The 19,680-nt window shown below is 69.8% G+C and carries 16 protein-coding genes; 4 read left to right on the top strand and 12 right to left on the bottom strand.

What is annotated here, in order from left to right:
* Positions 1-30: 30 nt before the first annotated feature.
* A complete protein-coding gene (locus SY84_RS12230; RefSeq protein WP_046844240.1) occupies positions 31-2,514 on the top strand; it encodes a glycoside hydrolase family 3 C-terminal domain-containing protein in 2,484 nt (827 codons plus the stop codon).
* A gap of 52 nt (positions 2,515-2,566) precedes the next feature.
* On the opposite strand, the gene SY84_RS12225 is transcribed toward SY84_RS12230, so the two are convergent.
* The 7 genes from SY84_RS12225 to SY84_RS12195 all read right to left on the bottom strand — a co-directional run bounded on the left by SY84_RS12225 (position 2,567) and on the right by SY84_RS12195 (position 10,695).
* Positions 2,567-3,256 (bottom strand): hypothetical protein, encoded by a 690-nt coding sequence (locus SY84_RS12225; RefSeq protein WP_046844239.1) that lies wholly within the window; start codon positions 3,254-3,256, stop codon positions 2,567-2,569.
* A 27-nt stretch (positions 3,257-3,283) separates the two neighbouring features.
* A complete protein-coding gene (locus tag SY84_RS12220; RefSeq protein WP_046844238.1) occupies positions 3,284-4,393 on the bottom strand; it encodes an XdhC family protein in 1,110 nt (369 codons plus the stop codon).
* A gap of 89 nt (positions 4,394-4,482) precedes the next feature.
* Positions 4,483-6,867 carry an aerobic carbon-monoxide dehydrogenase large subunit gene (locus tag SY84_RS12215; protein WP_211117113.1) on the bottom strand — a complete coding sequence of 795 codons (2,385 nt, stop codon included), beginning with the start codon at positions 6,865-6,867 and terminating at the stop codon, positions 4,483-4,485.
* Positions 6,864-7,427, bottom strand: a complete 564-nt coding sequence (locus SY84_RS12210; RefSeq protein ID WP_046844237.1) for a (2Fe-2S)-binding protein — start codon at positions 7,425-7,427, stop codon at positions 6,864-6,866. The genes SY84_RS12215 and SY84_RS12210 overlap by 4 nt, the downstream gene beginning before the upstream one ends.
* On the bottom strand, positions 7,424-8,311 hold the full coding sequence (locus SY84_RS12205; RefSeq protein WP_046844236.1) for an FAD binding domain-containing protein: 888 nt from the start codon (positions 8,309-8,311) through the stop codon (positions 7,424-7,426). Before SY84_RS12205 ends, SY84_RS12210 begins: the two co-directional genes overlap by 4 nt.
* Before the next feature lie 201 nt (positions 8,312-8,512).
* Positions 8,513-10,132 (bottom strand): catalase, encoded by a 1,620-nt coding sequence (locus SY84_RS12200; protein WP_211117112.1) that lies wholly within the window; start codon positions 10,130-10,132, stop codon positions 8,513-8,515.
* Positions 10,133-10,257: 125 nt separating this feature from the next.
* Positions 10,258-10,695: a hypothetical protein gene (locus SY84_RS12195; protein WP_157882978.1), complete on the bottom strand. Its 438-nt coding sequence runs from the start codon at positions 10,693-10,695 to the stop codon at positions 10,258-10,260.
* A gap of 44 nt (positions 10,696-10,739) precedes the next feature.
* On the opposite strand from SY84_RS12195, the gene SY84_RS12190 reads away from it, so the two are divergent.
* Positions 10,740-11,957 carry a saccharopine dehydrogenase family protein gene (locus SY84_RS12190; RefSeq protein ID WP_046844235.1) on the top strand — a complete coding sequence of 406 codons (1,218 nt, stop codon included), beginning with the start codon at positions 10,740-10,742 and terminating at the stop codon, positions 11,955-11,957.
* A 73-nt stretch (positions 11,958-12,030) separates the two neighbouring features.
* The gene (locus tag SY84_RS12185; protein ID WP_046844234.1) at positions 12,031-12,327 is read left to right on the top strand and encodes a YciI-like protein; all 297 of its coding nucleotides are present in this window, start codon (positions 12,031-12,033) and stop codon (positions 12,325-12,327) included.
* A gap of 3 nt (positions 12,328-12,330) precedes the next feature.
* Here SY84_RS12185 and SY84_RS12180 read toward each other — a convergent pair whose 3' ends face one another.
* Positions 12,331-14,025, bottom strand: coding sequence for a hypothetical protein (locus SY84_RS12180; protein ID WP_046844233.1), 1,695 nt, complete (start codon positions 14,023-14,025; stop codon positions 12,331-12,333).
* A 380-nt stretch (positions 14,026-14,405) separates the two neighbouring features.
* Between SY84_RS12180 and SY84_RS12175 the strand changes: the two genes are divergently transcribed.
* A complete protein-coding gene (locus SY84_RS12175; protein WP_046844232.1) occupies positions 14,406-14,612 on the top strand; it encodes a hypothetical protein in 207 nt (68 codons plus the stop codon).
* 4 nt (positions 14,613-14,616) lie between these two features.
* Here the strand turns inward: SY84_RS12175 and SY84_RS12170 are convergent, their stop codons facing one another.
* The 4 genes from SY84_RS12170 to SY84_RS12155 all read right to left on the bottom strand — a co-directional run bounded on the left by SY84_RS12170 (position 14,617) and on the right by SY84_RS12155 (position 19,666).
* Positions 14,617-16,308, bottom strand: coding sequence for a putative ABC transporter permease subunit (locus tag SY84_RS12170; RefSeq protein WP_046844231.1), 1,692 nt, complete (start codon positions 16,306-16,308; stop codon positions 14,617-14,619).
* Positions 16,305-17,090, bottom strand: a complete 786-nt coding sequence (locus tag SY84_RS12165; RefSeq protein ID WP_046844230.1) for an ABC transporter ATP-binding protein — start codon at positions 17,088-17,090, stop codon at positions 16,305-16,307. The genes SY84_RS12170 and SY84_RS12165 overlap by 4 nt, the downstream gene beginning before the upstream one ends.
* Before the next feature lie 91 nt (positions 17,091-17,181).
* The gene (gene glmU, locus SY84_RS12160; RefSeq protein WP_046844229.1) at positions 17,182-18,630 is read right to left on the bottom strand and encodes a bifunctional UDP-N-acetylglucosamine diphosphorylase/glucosamine-1-phosphate N-acetyltransferase GlmU; all 1,449 of its coding nucleotides are present in this window, start codon (positions 18,628-18,630) and stop codon (positions 17,182-17,184) included.
* Positions 18,631-18,745: 115 nt separating this feature from the next.
* Positions 18,746-19,666, bottom strand: a complete 921-nt coding sequence (locus tag SY84_RS12155) for a prolipoprotein diacylglyceryl transferase (RefSeq protein ID WP_046844228.1) — start codon at positions 19,664-19,666, stop codon at positions 18,746-18,748.
* Positions 19,667-19,680: the final 14 nt, after the last annotated feature.

Raw genomic sequence — 19,680 nt, 5'->3', positions numbered from 1 at the left:
GCGTCCTGCCCCGCTCTCCCGAGGTGCCTCATGACCCAGACCGTGACCCACACCGACCCCGACGCCCTGCTGGACCAGCTGACGCTGGAAGAGCAGGTGGCCCTGCTGTCCGGCGCGGACGCGTGGCGCACCGCCGCCGTGCCGCGCCTGAACATCCCGCCGCTGAAGGTGAGTGACGGCCCGGCGGGCGTGCGGGGCGGTGGGCCGCTGATCGGGGGTCGGCGCACGGCGGCGTACCCGGTGGGAATCGCGCTGGGCGCGACGTGGAACGTGGACCTGCTGCGCGAGGTCGGGGGGTCGCTGGCGCGTGAGGCGCGCGACAAGGGCGCGACCGTGCTGCTGGCGCCGACCATCAACGTGTTCCGCTCGGCGCTGAACGGCCGGAACTTCGAGAACTACGCCGAGGACCCGGTCCTGACCGGGCGGCTCGCGGCGGCGCACGTGCAGGGCCTCCAGGCGGGCGGGGTGGGCGCCACGCCGAAGCACTTCGCGGGGAACGAGTCGGAATTCCAGCGCGGCACGATCGATTCCGTGATCGACGAGCGGACGCTGCGGGAACTGTACCTGCGGCCCTTCGAGATCGTGGTGAAGGAGGCCCAGCCCTGGGCGATCATGACGGCGTACAACCGACTGAACGGCCCGTACTGCTCGCAGCATCCGTGGCTGCTGCAGAAGGTCCTGCGGCGCGAGTGGGGCTTCACGGGGCTGGTCATGAGCGACTGGGGCGGCACGCACTCGGCGGCCGAGGGGGTCCTGGCGGGCCTGGATCTGGAGATGCCCGGCCCGGCCGTGGCCAGACAGCCGCTGCTGGCGCAGGCGCAGGCGGACCCGGAGGTCCGCGCGGGCGTGCGTGAGCGGGCGCGGGCGGTGCTGCACCTGCTCTCGCGCACGGGCACCCTGACCGGGCCGCTGGACGTCGCGGACGATCACGAGCGGGACACCGAGTACCCCGAGACGCGCGCCCTGATCCGCCGCGCGGGGGCCGAGGGGCTGGTGCTGCTGAAGAACAGCGGCGGCGCGCTGCCGCTGCCCGCTGGGGTGCGGGTGGCGGTGATCGGCCCGAACGCCGAGTCGGCGCAGGTGATGGGGGGCGGCAGCGCGCAGATGCACGCCCACCGCCGCGTCTCCCCCACCGAGGGGCTGCGCGAGGGGGGCCGCGTGAGCGTGATCGGCAGTGCTGAGGGCACCGGGAACGAGCGGTACCTACCGGTGCCTCAGGTCGAGACGCGCATCGAGTACCGCGATCAGGCGGGCGGCCCGGTGATCGGGCAGGACACGCGCCCGCAGGCGGAGGTGATGTTCTTCGGCCTCCCGGACGGCGTGAACCCGGACGCGTTCCACGCGACCCTGACCGTCACGGTGGACGCCCCGCACGACGGCGAGTACGAGGTGAGCCTGGGCAGCGCGGGCCTCAGCCGCCTGTCGGTGGACGGCCAGCCCACCGTGAACAACTGGGAGGACTGGAGCATCGGGGAGCTGTACTTCTCGTTCGGGTCCGGCGAGCGCCGCGCGCCCGTTCACCTGAGTGCCGGGCGGCACACGCTGAGCGTGGAGTACACGCCGCACGTCATGGATATCGGCATCACGCCGTTCAACGCCGTGCGGGTGGGCTTCCGCGCCCGTCCGGACGGGGACCGGCTGGCCCGCGCCGTCGCCCTGGCCGCGCAGGCGGACTGGGTGGTGCTGTGCGTCGGCACGACCGGCGAGTGGGAGACCGAGGGCGTGGACCGCGCGGGCCTCACGCTGCCCGGCGATCAGGACGCGCTGGTGGAGGCCGTGTTGGACGTCAACCCGAACGTCGTGGTGGTCCTCCAGACGGGCGGCCCGGTCGAGATGCCGTGGCTGAGCCGCGTGCCCGCCGTGATGCAGGCGTGGTTCGCGGGGCAGGAGGTCGGGCACGCCGTCGCGGACGTCCTGACCGGACTGGCCGAACCTGGGGGCCGCCTCCCGCAGACGTTCCCGCACTCCCTGGCGGACGACCCCACCCACCCGCTGACCCCGGACGTGCAGTACCCCGGCGAGCACGGCCGCGTCGAGTACCGCGAGGGCCTGTACACCGGGTACCGCCACGTGGACCGCTCGGGCGTCGCGCCCATGTTCCCGTTCGGCTTCGGCCTGAGCTTCACGACCTTCACGCTAGGCGCCGCACGGCTGCACGCCCCGGCGTTCCCGCAGGACACGGCGACCGTGACGGTCCCGGTCACGAACGCGGGAGCACGGCCCGGCAGCACCGTTGCGCAGCTGTACGTGCAACCCCCGCGGGGCCGCGTGGACCGCCCGCTGAAGGAACTGCGCGCCTTCGCGAAGATGCACCTGAACCCCGGCCAGACCGGGGACGCCGTGCTGACCGTCACCCCGCGCGACCTCGCGTACTTCGACGTGGCGGCGCAGGCGTGGGTGGCCGACCCCGGCGAGTACGTCCTGCACGTCGGGCAGAGCAGCGCCGACCTGAACACGCAGGTCACGCTGACCCTGGCGCACGAGTGGCGCGAGGCCCTGCCCGACGCCGACTGACCGTCCTGAAAAAAGGGGGCGCGGTTGCTTCGGCACGGCGCCCCCCTCCCACTTATTCCTCGTCGTCCCGTTCGGTTGGTGCGGGGTCGAGGAGGTCCGCGCTGCCGGGCACCATCGCGTAGTCGCACAGCGCCAGGAACGCCGCGTCGCCCGGCAGGGCGCTGACGCCCAGTGTGAACTCGGCGTCCAGCTGCGACAGCAGGTAGTTCACGGCGAGTTCCGGGCGCAGGTCGCGCGGCAGCAGCCGCAGCGCGTCCGGCGTGCGGTCCAGTCGCAGGGTGTCGCGCAGCGGCCCATCGACCAGCCAGTCGTTCAGGTCCCGCTCGGCCTGATCGAGCGGGCGGGGCAGGCCGTACGGGTGGCGCAGTTCCACGCGCAGCAGCCGACCGTGCCGCTCGGTGCGGGTCAGGTCCAGGTCCAGCTGCGCCAGGGCGCTGACGTGCCCGGCCGCCTGCGCGGCCAGTTCCAGCGCGCCCTGCGCGGCGTCCAGCATCTCCACGGTCAGGCGGCGCCACGCGGGGTCCTCCGCACCGTCCGGGTCGAGCAGCACCGCGCCGTGCAGCAGCACCTGCCAGGACGTGAACGCGGCGGGCACGTTCAGCAGCGCCTCCTCGTCCAGCGCCGTCACGGGAATCAGCTCAGCGGCGCGCAGCAGGCTCGACAGGCCCGACGCGACGCGGTCCAGCTCGTCGGACCCGGCATGCAGCAGGGTCCCCTCGGGATTCAGGAAGGCGGCGATCATGCCCGCCACTGTACGGCCCGCCGCCCGTCAGCCGGGCGTGAGGTACCGTGCGGGGTCTTTCAGGAAGCGTGCCTTGCAGTGCGGGCAGCAGAATGCGTAGGTCACGCCCGCGTGGTCCGCCGTGTGTTTGGCGGGCAGGGTGACGGTCATGCCGCACACGGGGTCCACGGCGGTGCCGCCCGTCAGGACGGGCAGTTCGGTGAGGCCCATGACCTGCGCGGCCAGCCCGGCGGGTGGTGCGGGGAGCGGCGGGGTCGGTTCGGCCTCCGGCGCGGCGGGGACGGGCAGCGGGGAGGCAATCTGCCCGGCCCGGTCGAGTTGCACGAGTTCCGCCAGCACGCTCAGCGCCACCTCGTGCGGGGTGCGGGCGCCCAGGTGCAGCCCTGCGGGCGCGCGGACGCGGCCCAGGTCCGCCTCCCTGAAGCCGCTGAGCATGGCGAGCGTCTCGCGGACGGTCGCGGCGCGCCGCGCGCTGGCGAGCAGGCCCACCGGGTTCGGCTGGGCGCGCAGCAGCGCCTCCAGGGCCGTTTCGTCGTAGTGCCCCTGGGACGCCACGACGCTCCGCACGCGGGCGCGCTGCGCGGCAGGCAGGGCCGACAGGCGCGCCGTCAGGGCGCCCAGCGGCACCGCGTCCGGCTCGTCCGGCACCTCGTCGTCGTCCAGCACGCGCCACACCCGGTCGCCCATCAGGGCGGCGTGCGCGGCGATGGCCCGCGCGACCGGCGTGCGACCCACCACGACCAGCAGGCGCGGCGGCAGCAGCGGTTCCAGGAACACCTCGCTCTGCCCTTCCGACGCGCAGTTCATCGGCACCGTGACCCGCTCGGCGAAGGCGTGCTCGGCGTCCGGCGCGGCGCCCGGCACGATCCGCACCAGTCGCGCCTGCCCGCCCTGGAGCGCCAGCAGCGCCTGCCGCCGCACGATCTCACGGGAGCACGCGCCGCCCACGAAGCCCTCCATGCGGCCGTCCGCGTGAATGAGCGCCTTGTCGCCCACCTGCGCCGACACCGGCGCGCGGCGCGACACGACGGTCGCCACGACCACCGCCGCGCCCTCACGCGCCAGCCCCGCCAGCCGCTCGGGCAGGTCCGGAATGAATTCGGTGTCCCCGGTGGGACGCTGGGGATCAGAGGTCATACGGTCTCCTTCGGAAGCCATGAGCTCTGAGCTATGGGCTCTGAGCAACAGCGCTCACAGCTCAGAGCTCAGAGCTCATGGGCCCTCGTTCAGTCGCTCGCGGCGGCCCCGCGGGCGTCGCGGACGGCGCGCCAGACTTTCTCGCGGGTCAGGGGCATGTCGATGTGCGTGACGCCCAGGGGGGCGAGGGCGTCCATGACGGCGTTCACGAACGCGGCGGGGCTGCCGACGTTGGGGCTCTCGCCGACGCCCTTGGCGCCGATGGGGTGGTGGGGGCTGGGGGTGACGGTGCTGCCGGTTTCCCAGACGGGGGATTCGACGGCGGTGGGGATCAGGTACTCCATGAAGTTCGGGGCGAGGTTGTTGCCCTGTTCGTCGTAGGGGATTTCCTGCATGAAGGCGATGGCGAAGCCCTCGGTGAGGCCGCCGTGCACCTGTCCCTCGACGATCATGGGGTTGATGACGGTGCCGCAGTCGTCCACGGCGAGGAAGCGGCGGACCTTGACCTCGCCGGTGTCGGCGTCGACGTCCACGACGGCGATGTACGCGCCGTGGGGGAAGGTCATGTTGGGTGGGTCGTAGTACAGGCTGGCTTCCAGGCCGGGTTCGTTCCCGTCGCCGGGGTTGGTGTACGCGGCGAACGCGACGTCTTTCATGGTCACCGAGCGGTCGGGGGCGCCCATGACCTGGAACGTGTGGTCGGTCCATTCGATGTCGTCGGGGGACGCTTCAAGGAGGTGCGCGGCGACCTTCTTCGCCTTCTCGCGGACGCGGCGGGCGGCCAGGGCGATGGCGGCTCCGGCGACGGGGGTGCTGCGGCTGGCGTAGGTGCCCAGGCCGTAGGGGGCGGTGTCGGTGTCGCCTTCTTCCACGAGGATGTTCTCGGCGTCCAGGCCGAGTTCCTCGGAGACGATCTGCGCCCAGGTGGTCTCGTGGCCCTGGCCCTGGCTCTTGGTGCCGGCGCGGACGATGCCGGTGCCGGTGGGGTGGATGCGGATCTCGGCGGAGTCGAACATCTTGATGCCCAGGATGTCGAAGTGTTTGCTGGGTCCGGCGCCGACGACTTCGGTGAAGGTGCTGATGCCGATGCCCATGTACTCGCCGCGGGCGCGTTTCTCGGCCTGTTCCTTGCGCAGGTCGGCGTACCCGATCTGGGTGAGGGCCTTGTCGAGCGTTCCGGCGTAGTCGCCGCTGTCGTACGTGAAGCCCAGTGCGCTCTGGTACGGGAAGGCATCCTTGTGCACGAAGTTCTTCCGGCGCAGGTCGGCGGGGTCCATGTCGAGTTTGCGGGCCAGAATGTCCATGCCACGTTCGATGGCGTAGCTGGCTTCCGTCACGCGGAACGAGCAGCGGTACGCCACACCCCCGGGGGCCTTGTTCGTGAAGTACGCGTCGAGTTCGGTGAACGCGACGGGGAAGTCGTAGCTGCCGGTGACGATGCCGAACATCCCGGCGGGGTACTGGGTGGGGTCGGCGGCGGCGTCGAATGCGCCGTGGTCGGCGACGGTCCGGACCTTCAGGGCGGTGACGGTGCCGTCCTTGTTCGCGCCGATGGTGACGTCCATGTGGTAGTCGCGGGCGAAGCCGGTGGTGGTGAGGTTCTCGGTGCGGGTCTCGATCCACTTGACGGGGGTCTTGAGGATCAGCGCGCCGACGATGGCGCACACGTACCCGGGGTACACCGGAACCTTGTTGCCGAAACCCCCGCCGATGTCGGGCGCGACCACGCGGATCTTGTCCTCGGGGATGCCGGTCACCAGGGAGATCGCGGTGCGGTACACGTGCGGCGCCTGGCTGGTCACATGGAAGTGCAGGCGGCCCATGGCGTCGAACTGCGCGACGCAGCCGCAGGGTTCCAGCGGGGCGGGGTGGCAGCGCGGGGCGTACACGCGTTCGTTGACGGTGATCTCGGCGCCGTCCAGGGCGGCGTCGGTGCCGCCCCGGTCGCCGCTTTCCCAGTGGTAGATGTGGTTGGTCTTGTGGTCGCGGTCGTCGCGGAGGATGACCTCGTCCTTCATGGCGTCGAAGGGCGTGGTGACCGGGTCGAGGGGGTCGTAGTCCACCTCGACGAGTTCGGCGGCGTCCAGGGCGGCCTCGCGGGTGTCGGCGAACACGGCGGCGACTTCCTGATGCTGGAAGAGAACCTTGCCGACGGCGAGGACCATCTGCTTGTCGAAGCCGTGGAAGGTGGGCAGCCACCCGAGGTTCGCCGCGACGAGGTCCTCGCCGGTGATGACGGCCTTCACGCCGGGCACGGCCAGCGCGGCCGTCTTGTCGATGGAGCGGATGCGGGCGTGCGGGTAGGGGCTGTGCACGATGACCATGCTGAGCATGCCGGGCAGGCGGATGTCGTCCACGTAGTTGCCGTTGCCGGTCAGGAAGCGCGGATCCTCCTTGCGTTTCATGCTGCGGCCCACGCTGTAGCACTGCTTCTCGCCGCTGCCGTTGCCGCTGCTGTTGGTGTCGGTGCTCACTGCGCGCCTCCCGTGGCGGTGTCCTGTCCGGTGGCGGCGGCGGTCAGGGCGTCCAGGGGGCTGCCCTGGTCCTCACGCATGACCCGCGCGGCCTGCTGGACGGCCTTGACGATGTTGTTGTAGCCGGTGCAGCGGCACAGGTTGCCGCCCAGGAACTCGCGGACCTCCTGATCGGTGGGGTCCGGGTTGTGTTCCAGCATGGCCTTGGCGGTCATGAGCATGCCGGGCGTGCAGTACCCGCACTGCAGGCCGTGCTGGTCCCAGAACGCCTGCTGCAGGGGGTGCAGGTTGCCGGGCGCGCCGAGGCCCTCGACGGTGGTGATCGCGCGGCCCTCGGCCTGCACGGCGAACATCGTGCAGGACTTCACGGGGGTGTCTCCGTCGAGCAGCACCACGCAGCACCCGCAAGAGGAACTGTCGCAGCCGACATGCGTGCCCTTCAGGCCGGTGTCGCGGATGGCGTAGGCGAGCAGGGTGCGCGGCTCGACGCTCTGGGTGTGGGTCTGGCCGTTGATGGTCAGGGTGACGGTGGTCTTCGCTCCGGTTTCGGCGGTGGTCATGCGGTGGCTCCCAGGGTGACGTTCAGGCGCCCGGCGGCGCGGCGCAGGCCGCGCGCGACGAGCACGCGGGCCATGTCCTTCTTGTACTCGGCGCTGCCGCGCGTGTCCGCGAACGGGTCGCTGGCCAGCCGGGCTTCCTCGGCGGCGGCCTGGATCAGGGCCTCGGTGAGGGTCTGCCCAACCAGGATGCGTTCGGCGGCCTCGACGCGCACGGGGCGTGGCCCGGCAGCGGTCAGGGCGACGCCCGCGTGCGTGACGCGGCCCTGCTCGTCCAGCGTGAGTTGCACGGCGGCGGCGGCGGTGGCGTAGTCGCCGACCTTGCGTTCGATCTTCTGGTACGCGCCGTGGGTGCGCTCGCCGGGCGTGGGGAAGCGGACCTCGGTCGCCATCTCGCCCTCGCGCAGGTCGGTCTGGAAGGAGTCCACCAGCCACTCGTCGATGGGCACCTCGCGTTCACCCTCGGGGCCGCGCACGATCACGACGGCGCGGGCCGCGAGGGCCGCCGCGCCCCAGTCGCCGCTGGGGTCGTTGTGGCACAGGCTGCCGACGACCGTGCCGGTGCAGCGCACGACCGGGTCGGCGACGACGTCGCCGGTGTCGGTCAGGAGGCTGTAGCGGGCGCGGACGTTCGCGTCGCGTTCCAGGGTCACGTCGGCGGTCATGGCGCCCACGCGCAGGTACCCACCGTCCTCGCGCAGGTATTTCAGTTCTTTCAGCGGGCCGATGTCGACGAGCACGGTGGGGCGGGCCAGCCGGTAGCGCATGGCCGGGATGAGGCTCTGCCCGCCGGCCAGGATGCGGGCGTCACTGCCGTGCCGGGCCAGTGCGGCCAGGGCTTCCTCTGCGGAGTGGGTGCGGATGTAATCGAATGCAGCTGGAAACACGTTTTCCCCCTTGTGGACCGGCGAAGAGGCCGGACACACGAACGAACGGTGCCGGATGAACTGTGATCTTGACCATAAAAAGTATGAACCCTTCCTGAAGGTTCGTACAGCGGGAATGACTACAGGACGCCCGGTCATGCGGCCTCCCGCGTCAATGAAAAGACCCACCCCGGTCAGGGTGGGTCTGTGGAGGAAGTCGGCTCAGTCGTCCGCGCCGACGACCAGCTCGCGCGAGGGGGTCTGGTCGCCCCCGGCGGCGTTCGTGTGCGTCTCGGTGAGGATGCCGCTGAGTTCCGGGTGCCCCTCGGCCTTCTTCTGCTGAATGCCGGCCCGGACGTTCCCGGCCAGTTCAGCGGAGACCCGGTCCAGGTGCCCGATGAAGCGGTCGGCGATGAAGCCAGGCACGTCGGCCAGCGCACCGGCGAAGTTCATGGCGAGGCGCTTTCTCTCATCCGGCTGCATGACGGCGTACAGGTCGCGTGGCTGGCCGTAGTAGTCGGTGTCGTCCTCGGGCCAGCCGTAGCGGTCGGCAAGGCTGCCCAGCGGCATGGGGGGTTCCTGCGGGGTGCCATCCGCGACGGCGGGGCCGCCGTACGAGTTCGGTTCGTACACGGGCATACCGCCGAAGTTCCCGTCGAAGCGGGTCTGACCGTCGCGGTGATAGGTCATGACCGGGCAGGCGGCCCTGTTCACCGGGAGCGCGGCGTAGTTGATGCCGATGCGGTAACGGTGCGCGTCGGCGTAGCTCATCAGGCGCGCCTGGAGCATCTTGTCGGGGCTGGCGCCGAAGCCGCGCGGGAGGTTGCTGGGCTCGAACGCGGCCTGCTCGATCTCCGCGAAGTAGTTCTGGGGGTTCTCGTTCAGCTCGAACTCCCCGACCTGCATCAGCGGGTAGTCCGCGTGGGGCCAGACCTTGGTCAGGTCGAAGGGGTTGATGTGGTACGTCTCGGCGTCCTTCTCGGGCATCACCTGGATGCTGACCGTCCACCTGGGGTGCTCGCCGCGCTCGATGGCGTCGAACAGGTCCTGGAAGTGGTAGTCGGGGTTCTTCGCGGCGACCTGCGCGGCGACGTCCTCGGTGATGTTCTGCACGCCCTGCTGGCTGTGGAAGTGCCACTTCACGTAGAAGCGCTCGCCCTTGTCGTTCCACAGGCTGTAGGTGTGGCTGGAGTAGCCGTTCATGAAGCGGAAGGAGCGGGGAATGCCGCGGTCGCCGAACAGGTACATGACCTGATGCAGGCTCTCGGGGCGCAGGCCCCAGAAGTCGAACTGCATGGCGTTGCTGCGGCGGCCCGTGACCGGGTGGCGTTTCTGGCTGTGAATGAAGTCCTGGAATTTGATGGGGTCGCGCACGAAGAAGATCGGGGTGTTGTTGCCGACCAGATCCCAGTTGCCGTCCTCGGTGTAGAACTTCAGCGCGAAGCCGCGCGGGTCGCGGACGGTGTCGGCGAAGCCGCGTTCACCGGCAACGGTGCTGAAGCGGGCCAGCATGCGGCACTCGGCGCCTTCCTTCTGGAAGAGTTTCGCGACCGTGAGTTCCGGGATGGCGCGGGTGACTCGGAAGGTGCCGAAGGCGCCGCTGCCCTTGGCGTGCACGACGCGTTCGGGTACGCGCTCGCGGTTGAAGTGCGCCATGCGTTCCAGCAGGTGCCAGTCCTGGAGCAGGACGGGGCCGCGCTCGCCGGCGGTGAGGCTGTTGGTGTTGCTGGGCGCGAGGTTGCCGGAGTGGTTGGTCAGCGGCGCGCCGGGCGCCTGGGGCGCGGTGGTCTGCATGTCGGCGGATTCGGTGGGGGCGTAGGCCTTGTCGTTCTGGTCGGGCATGGCGCACTCCTGTCAGGGGTGGGAATGGTGGGCGATGGGCGTCGGACTCCCCAACCTTATTGGGAAGGCTTCTCATTAACGTGAGGGAAATCTGCCGTTCTGTAAACCCGGCCTTTACCGAACACTCATGGACGCTGGATCACGTACGCCCGCCCACCCTGCACCTCCACCGTCACGCGCGCCGCGCCGCCCTCCACCCGCACCTCACACGACTGCGCCTGCGCGGGCAGCGGACCCGGCACCACCTCGCCGCACGGACGGGTGAACCCCACGTTCGGGGACGGCTTCCCGGCCAGCGCCGCCTGCGCCACCCGCGCCGCGTAATCCCGCACGCCCCGCCCCTGCCACGCCAGGGTCGCCACCACCACACCCACCAGCGCGAAGAACACCACCAGCACCGTCACGAACGTCCGCACGCTGCGCGCCCGCATCTCCGGCGTCACCTCGCGCAGCTCCCCGGCGGCCCGCAGCCCCGGCCCCCCCGGCCGGGCAGACGGCGCGGCGGCAGGCTGGGCAGTTGGCTTGGTTGGCGGTCGGGCAGACGGGCGGGGACGCGGACTCACCCCCTCACCCTAGCGCCGCGGGCAGGCAGGGTACACTGACCCCCATGAGCAAGGTCATCATCATCGGAGCGGGCGGCGTCGCCAACGTCGTCGCCAAGAAATGCGCCCAGAACGATCAAGTCTTCACCGAAGTGCTGATCGCCACCCGCACCGTCGCCAAGGCCGACAAGATCGTCGCCGAGATCAAAGAGCACATGCCCCACAGCAAGGCCGTGTTCACCACCGCCACCGTCGACGCGGACAACGTCCCCGAACTCGTGGGACTGATCAACGACTTCGGGCCCAAGATGGTCATCAACGTCGCCCTGCCCTACCAGGACCTGACCATCATGGACGCCTGCCTGGAAACCGGCGTGCACTACCTCGACACCGCCAACTACGAACCCAAGGACGTCGCCAAGTTCGAGTACTCCTGGCAGTGGGCCTATCAGGACCGCTTCAAGGACAAGGGCCTGATGGCGCTGCTCGGCTGCGGCTTCGACCCCGGCGCCACCCAGGCGTTCACCGCCTGGCACGCCAAGCACCACTTCCAGGAAATCCACTACCTGGACATCGTGGACTGCAACAACGGCAACCACGGCAAGGCCTTCGCCACGAACTTCAACCCGGAAATCAACATCCGCGAGATCACCGCCAACGGCCGCTACTGGGAAAACGGCCAGTGGGTCGAAACCCAGCCTCTGGAAATCAGCCAGGACATCTACTACCCCAAGGTCGCCACCCGCAAGAGCTTCGTGCTGTACCACGAGGAACTCGAGTCCCTCGTCAAGCACTTCCCGACCATCAAGCGCGCCCGCTTCTGGATGACCTTCGGCGAGGCGTACATCAAGCACCTCAACGTCCTCGAGGGCATCGGTATGACCTCCATTGAACCCATCGACTTCCGCGGCATGAAGGTCGCCCCGATCGAGTTCCTGAAGGCCGTGCTGCCCGCCCCCGAATCCCTGGCGGCCGGGTACAGCGGCCAGACCTGCATCGGCGTGCAGGCCAAGGGCATCGGCAAGGACGGCCAGCCCAAGGTGCACTTCGTGTACAACGTCAAGGACCACGCCGACTGCTACCGCGAGGTGCAGGCGCAGGGCGTCAGCTACACCACCGGCGTGCCCGCCATGATCGGCGCCATGCTCATGCTTCAGGGCGAGTGGATGCAGCCCGGCGTGTGGAACGTCGAACAGCTCGACCCCGATCCCTTCTTCGACGCCATGAACAAGTGGGGCCTGCCCATCAGCGAACTGGCCGACATCGAACTCGTCAAGGACTGAACCACCACACGGACGTGCGCCGCTCCCTCCCCGGGCGGCGCACGTCCTTTTGTGCCCCCGGTACACTGCCCGCATGCACTTCCTGCTGCTGTACCGCGACCTCGTCCCCGACTACGTCACGCGGCGCGAACCGCTGCGGGCCGCGCACCTCGCGCACGCGCAGGCCGCCGCCGACCGGGGCGAACTGCTGCTGGCAGGCGCGCTGGCCGACCCGGTGGACGGCGCCGCCCTGCTGTTCCAGGGCGACGCGCCGGACGCCGCCGAGCAGTTCGCCCGCACCGACCCCTATGTGCTGGGCGGCCTGATCGGCACCTGGGAGGTGCGGCGCTGGCACACCGTCATCGGCGCGGGCGCGGCGCACCGGCCCTGAACGTCACAGGTCCTGCAGCGCCCGCAGGCCATCCGCCAGCGGCCGATCACCCGCCACCACCGCGCGCCACACCTCCACCACGCCCTCCAGTTCAGGATCACGGTGCGCGCCCGGCAGCATCCCGAAATCCCGCCACGCCCGCCGCGCCGCGTCCCGGTGCGCCTCCCCGCCCCGCGAGAGTGCCACCACCACCGGCAGCATCGGCAGCACCGGCCCCCACACTGTCGCCTCCCCCACCTGACGCGACAGGCGAGCCACCTGATACGCCGCGTTGCCGCTCAGGGTGACCCCCAGCGTCGGCACCCGCACCCCCAGACGAGTCAGATGCGGAACCAGTGCGGGCGGCAGCGCCTGCCCCCGCCAGGTGGCCCGCTGGTCCACCCGGGCCAGCAGGTCCAGCGCCGGTAAGCACTCCCGGACCGGATTCGGCATCAGCGCCGCGTATGCCGCCGCCTGCGGATGCCAGCGCTGTACGAGCCGCGCCAGACTTTCCGGGTTGGCGTAGCGGGTGGTGCGCGCGTCCTCGAACACCTGCCGGAACCGCTGTTCGGCCTCCGAAAGGGGAATCCGGAGCGCTGACATGGGCGTCATGGCCAGTTCAAGATCCAGCGCGGTGAGCAGTGCCCGGTTGAGCAGTTCCTGCGGCTGAGGTTCAAACAGTGTGGCCAGTTCCTGCACCGCCATGCCGTACTCCCCCAGCAGCAGTCGGGCGCGGGCTCGTAACCAGTACCCGAACAGCAGATCCGTGGGATAGGTGTCGCGGGTCAGAGCCAGTTCGGAGGTGGTCAGCACTTCACGCAGCAGTTCCTCACGCTGGGCCAGCGCCTTCCCGACGGGCACCAGCGATTCAGCAACCGTGAAGTTCAGCAGACACTTGAAGAAAGTGTCGTACCGGGGCAGTTCGAAAGCGGATGGATCGACGGTCAACTCCCCGAAGTACACCCGGTAGGAATCGAAGGTGCTCTGGATCAACGCGGGCCGCGGCTGCCCGTGGTACGGGTCGTCCAGGACTGCGAGGGCCTGATCCAGATTGCCCAGATTGAAGTAGTTGTTCGACACGGTGCTCAACAGCAGTTCGGTGTAGATGCCCTGTCGTGCCAGGGTGGTCAGCCGACGGTCACGCCCCAGGTCGATGGCGCGCACGTATTCACCCAGGAACGTATAGGCACCCAGCAGCTGAATCATGGAGTGCTGGAAGAGCGGGGCGCTGCCCAGGGACGCCGCGAGGGCCTCGAAGCGCGGGGCGTGTTCCTCGACGAGATCGGACCGCTGGAGTCGCTTGGCGGAACGGATCAGGCCGTCGCTGGTCAGCAGTTCCATTTCTGCCTGGAGAGGCGAGTCCGGCATGCGCCGCACCTGCATCAGCAGGTGTTCGTACTCACGCAGGCTCTGGCGCAGGAGATCCGTCTCACGCTGCCCTTCCATGTGGGCCCTCTTGACCGCGGCGTACTGCTCGTAGATTTCAATCAGCAGCTGTTCGTCGGGCCGGGCCTGCTCGTGCGCGGCCGCCAGCCACGTCCGGACCTCGCGCCGGGGCACGGGCCGTTCCCGCATGGCCATCATGGCTCTGCGCAGCAGGCCCAGCGGGCTGGTCAGGTCGGCGTTGGCGGCGAGCAGTTCGCCGGGCGTCGCAGACTGGCGCGCCTGGTGCAACCAGCTCATGAAGGCGGCGTAGTCGCCCAGGCAGTTCATGGGCATGCGAAGGTCTGATCCTGATGCGCCCATAGGTGTCCTCAGTGTTTCAGCAGCCTGAACAGTCGGGGCGGGTGACGGACCGTAACGACGGCCCCGCCCCGGGAGTCAGTGGCAGTACGGCAGTTCGGTCGCCCCGTCTTCGGTCGGGATCGGCATGGGGCAGGGGTGTGGAGTCTGGCTGAACGCTGGCGCTGCCCACGCCGGGAACGGTGAAACCACTAGCAGAACACTGAGCATGCGCGTCAAGAGAACCATCACGGACGCACTATAGCGACCCAACTCTCCCTTCATCAAAGTTGAGCGGAACAAATAAACTAATCTGCCGTTGCGCTTTAACAGGTGATGGACGGCCACGGTTCAGTCCCTCGGTCTAGCCTCTACACATGATCGGAGGCAACGAACACGCCAGTGGCGCACAGACCACGTATCTTCATCTCGTGCTGGAAATCCGACATCTGCTGCGTCAACCTGCGGAGGTCACGCTGCCGACCTCTCAGCTCGATGACGTGGTGTACCTGAGTCAGGTGGTGGACGACCTGCCGCCGGTCCTGGACCTGCTGCGGCAGCTCCGGGCCCAGCGGGCGGCCTGAGCCTTCACTCCAGCCGGTCGAGGCGCTGCCAGCCGGTGCGGAGGCTGAAGTACGTGCCGAGGACGGTGGCGAGCAGCAGGCCGATCAAGCCGAGGATGCCTTCGGTGGTGGTCAGGGCGCTGTAGCCGGGGTACAGGTCGGGTCGCAGGACGCTGCCGGCGGCGGGTCGGGCGAGCAGCAGCAGACACAGGACGGAGTACGCGAGGCTGAGGCCCATGAAGGCGAGGCCGCCGGGGCTGACGCCGATCTCGGCGGGGTTGTCCGCGTCGAATTTGGGGGCGGCGGCGCCGAGGCCGACGCCGAGCGCGGTGATGACGAGGGCGTTGCTGATGCTGACCAGGGCGCTGAGCAGGTAGAGGGTGGGGCCGAGGTTCATGGCGGCGGCGCTGGCGAGGCCCATGACGAGGCCGACGGTCAGCGTGACCGGGAGGACGCCCAGGAATTTGCTGAGGACGATCTGGCAGGGCTGGATGGGCGCGGTGCGCAGCAGCCAGTAGCCGCGCGCCTCGGTGCTGACGGCGGGGAAGGCGAGGCGGACGGCGATGCCCGCGATGATGAAGCCCTGGAAGGCCAGCTGGATGTACCCGAGGATGCCCCGGAACTGTGGGACGGGGATGGGCACGGCCTTGACGCTCACGAGGTACACGCCGGCCAGGGCGACGACCACGAGGAGCTGGCTCCACTGGGTGGGGTCGCGCAGCGTGACGCGCAGGTCCTTGCTGGCGAGCGCGCCGCCGGGGCCGAGGCGGGTTAGCAGGCGTTCGGTGAGCCCGGCGCGGCGGGGGCGTGGGTCGAGTTTCGGGGTGCTGGAGTCCAGTGCGCGGGCCCAGCCGTCCTGGTAGGCTTTCGCGGCGAGGAGGGTCGCGCCGAGCAGCAGCGTGACGGTCAGCAGCAGGAGGGGCAGCAGCGGCGCGGCGAGGTGCCCGTGGGCGGCCTGCCAGATGCCCTGCGCGGCCCAGGACGGGGGCAACAGGGGACTACTGGGTCCGGCGAAGTCGCGCAGCAGGGCCTCGACCCTGGTGGGGTCCTGGAGTTTCTGCACGAGGACTTCCGGCCGCAGGGCGCGGATGGCGTACACCAGCGCGGCGCTGATGACGACGCCCAGGCCGGTGCTGACCTCGCGGACCCGGCCGACTGGGGCGACGCGCATGAGCAGCACGGCCAGCAGCGCGCCGAGGCCCACCGGCGCGGCGAACACCAGCAGCGTGGCCAGGATCATGACCGGGTACGCCCAGACGGGCGCCTGGAAGTACGCGGCGACGGTGAGCAGCAGCGGTACCGTCAGGAACACGGGGACCAGCGCGGCGTTCAGGAACGTCTCGGTGACCTTCAGCGCGAACACGCGGGTGGTCCTGATGGGCTGGGTCAGCAGGAAGTTCAGGTCGTCGCTGAGGTACAGCGTGCTGATGGCAGCGGTGGTGGCGCTGAACGTCACGCCGCTGGCGAGGGTGATCAGGCCGATCTCCAGCACGCGGGAAAAGACGTTCAGGCCGATGTCCCCGAAGCGGCCCAGGAACGTGAGGGCCTTCCAGGTGCCGATCACCTCGCCCACCATGAGGAGCAGGGCCAGGGTACCCACGAGCGCGTAGCCCCACTTCGGCGCCCGGCGGATGGTGTGGGCCAGCGCGCGAAGTTTCAGGGCGCTCAGGCTGGGCGGCGCGGTGCGGGCGGGTCGGGGGGCGGGCGTGACGGTCAAGCGCCCACCCCGGCCTGTTCGGCCTCGCGGGCGCGTCGCCCCTCCTCCAGTTCGTCTTCCAGCAGGCGGAAGAAGATGCGTTCCAGGCTGTCGCCGTGCACGCCCCCCGCCTCGGTGCCGGTGCGGGCTCGCAGGTCGTCCATTGACCCCTCGCCAAGCACCTTGCCGCGGTCGAGCACCACGAGGCGGTCGCAGACGGCCTCCGCGACGGGCAGCGAGTGGGTGGTCAGCAGCACGGTGCGGCCACGGTCGGCGTGCGAACGGAACAGATCCCGCACCTGCCGCGCCGCGTGCGGGTCGAGACCCACCATGGGTTCGTCCACGATCAGCACGGGCGGATCGGGCAGCAGCGCCGCGATGATCGCCACCTTCTGCCGCATGCCGTGCGAATACGTCTCGATCAGTTCGTTCCCGAAGTCGGTCAGGCGGAAGAACTCCAGCCAGCGGTCGATCTCGCTGTCCGCGTTCGGCACCTGATACAGCTGACCTACGAAGCGCAGCAGTTCGCGCGCCGTCAGTTTGCCGTACAGGTACGGCCGGTCCGGGATGTACCCGAACGCCGCCTTGGCCTTCACCGGGTCGCGCCACACGTCGAAGCCCGCCACGCGCACCGTGCCGCTGGTCGGGCGGGTCAGGCCAACCAGCGCGCGGATGGTGGTGGTCTTCCCCGCCCCGTTGCTGCCCAGCAGGCCGAACACCGCGCCGGGCTGCACCGTGAACGACAGGTTGCTGACGGCCTCGTGCCGCCCGTAGCGTTTGGTGTACCCACTGACCTCGATCATGAGAGGCAGCGTACGCCCGCGCCTCTGACGCGGCAGTCACATCTGAGCGCAGGGAGGGGGGCAGCACACCCGTCCCGCCTCCCCACCCTGGTCAGTCCTGGCGGTTCAACCAGCCGGCCAGCCACGGGAGCTTGACCTGCACCTTCTCGTGCAGGTCGCCCCAGTAGCGGCGTGACCAGCCTTCGAGGTTGCGCTGCTTGCCGCGCGCGACGGCCATGGCGCCCTCGGGCACGTCGTCGTGGACGGCGCTGCCCGCTGCGATGAACGCCGCGTCCCCGATGACGCGCGGGGCGATCAGGGTGCTGTTGCTGCCGATGAACACGCCGGCCCCCACGGCCGTGCGGTGCTTGTTCACGCCGTCGAAGTTCGCGACGATGGTACCGGCGCCGACGTTGGTTTCCTCACCGATCTCGACGTCGCCCAGGTACGCGAGGTGCCCGGCCTTCACGCCTGCCGCGAGCCGCGCGTTCTTGGTTTCCACGAAGTTCCCGATGTGCACGCCGCCCGCCAGGACGGTGCCGGGGCGCAGGCGCGCGAAGGGCCCCACGTCACCGCCCGCGCCGACGACCGCGCCGTCCAGGACGCTGTGGGCCTTGATGGTCACGCCCTCGTCCAGGGTGCTGTCGGTGATGACGCTGTACGGGCCGACGGTGACGCCCTCTGCGATGCGGGTGTCGCCGCGCAGGATCACGCCGGGCTCCAGCGTGACGTCCCGGCCGATCTGCACGGTGTCCTCGATGTATACCGTCTCGGGCATGTGGATGGTCACCCCGGCGCGCATGTGCTCCTGCGTGATGCGCGCGCGGATGATGCTCTCGGCCTCCGCGAGACCCGTGCGGTCGTTGGCGCCCATGACCTCGCCGGGGTCGGTGAGTTTGAAGGCGTGCACCTCGGCCCCCTCGGCCCTGTACAGGCCCAGCAGGTCGGTCAGGTAGTACTCGCCGCTGGCGTTGTCGTTCGTGATGCGGTGCGCGAGGTCGGTGGCGCGGGCGTCCATGAGGTACACGCCGCTGTTGAATTCCCGCACGGTGCGTTCCAGCGGCGTGGCGTCCTTCTGCTCGACGATGCGTTCCACGTTGCCCTGCTCGTCGCGGATGATGCGGCCGTACCCGGTGGCGTCCGCGAGTTCCCCGGTCAGGACCGTGAAGGCGCTGCCGCGCGCGCGGTGGTCGCCCAGCAGGGCGGCCAGGGTGTCGGGGCGCAGCAGGGGCGTATCGCCGTACAGGACCAGTACGTCGGCGTTCGCGTGGTCGTCCAGCGCGTCCAGGCCCTGGATGAAGGCGTGCCCGGTGCCCAGCTGCTGCTCCTGCCGGGCGAACACGACGCCGCTGCCCTGCAGCGCGGCTTCCACCTGATCGGCCCCGTGGCCGGTCACGACGACCACGTTGCGCGCGCCGAGTTCGCGGGCAGTCTTCACGGCCCAGGCGACCATCGGGCGGCCCGCGACGGGGTGCAGGACCTTGGGCAGGCTGGATTTCATGCGGGTGCCCTGCCCGGCGGCGAGAATCACGACGTCCAGCGGACGGATCTGTTCAGTCATAGCCTGCCCACTGTACCAACCTCCCGGTTGGGCCGGGCCCGGACAGACCTGAACGGCCCCCACGAAAAAGGGTGTCCCCACCGCCGGGGACACCCTCTGTACGTGCGGTTCTGGATCAGGCCGGCGCGTCGGCCGGGGCTGCCTGGGCGGGCGGGCCCTTGCGGCGCAGGCGGATCAGCATCCAGATGCTCACGAGGATCAGCGGAATGCTGATGATGTGCGTGTCCGTAAACAGGCCGATGCCGGGTGCGTCCAGGCCCTGGTTCAGGTACGCCTTGGGCGACAGGGGGTTCAGGCGGAAGGTTTCTTCCCACCCGGCGCGCAGGATGGAGTACCACAGCCAGAACTGCCAGAAGGCCCAGCCAGGGATGCGGCTACGCAGCCAGAAGTACGCGGCCACGGACAGAATGATGCCGATGATCACGCCGTACAGCTGCGCGAAATGCACGGGCGCCGTCATGACGAGCTGCCCGCCGATCTGCTGGCAGTACTGCGACAGGTCCATGTCGGGATTGGCGTTCCGGACGCACATGCCGTCATGGAAGGCGCGGGCGCCGTCCGGCCAGCGGTACCCGATGGGCCAGCCGGTCACGCGGCCCACCGTGTCGGTGCCGTTCATGATGTTCCCGATGCGCCCGCCGATGATCCCGAACGCCACGCCGGGCACGCACAGGTCCGCGTAGCGGTAGAAGTCCATGCCCTTGCGGCGGGCGTAGTACAGCATCACGAGAATGCCGCCGATCAATCCGCCGTGGATGCTGATGCCGCCCTGGCGGAGGTTGACGATGTCCAGCAGCACGCGGGGGAAGGGGGTGTTCTCGAACTGGTTCCAGGACGTCGCGACAAACACGATCCGGGCGCCCACGAGGCCCCAGACGATCATCCAGAGAATCATGTCGTTGAAGAGGTCGACGTTCAGGCCGCGTTCGCGGGCCATGCGCGTGCCGACCCACACGCCGGCCACGATGCCCAGGGTGATGAGCACGCCGTACCAGGCAATGGTGAAATTGCCGATTTGCAGGAAGATGGGATCCATAGGTCGCCTCGCAG

The sequence above is a fragment of the Deinococcus soli (ex Cha et al. 2016) genome (assembly GCF_001007995.1).
In the GTDB taxonomy this organism is placed as follows: Bacteria; Deinococcota; Deinococci; order Deinococcales; family Deinococcaceae; genus Deinococcus; species Deinococcus soli.
Note: the sequence above shows the minus strand (reverse complement) of the source record. Positions and strands in the feature narration are given on the sequence as shown.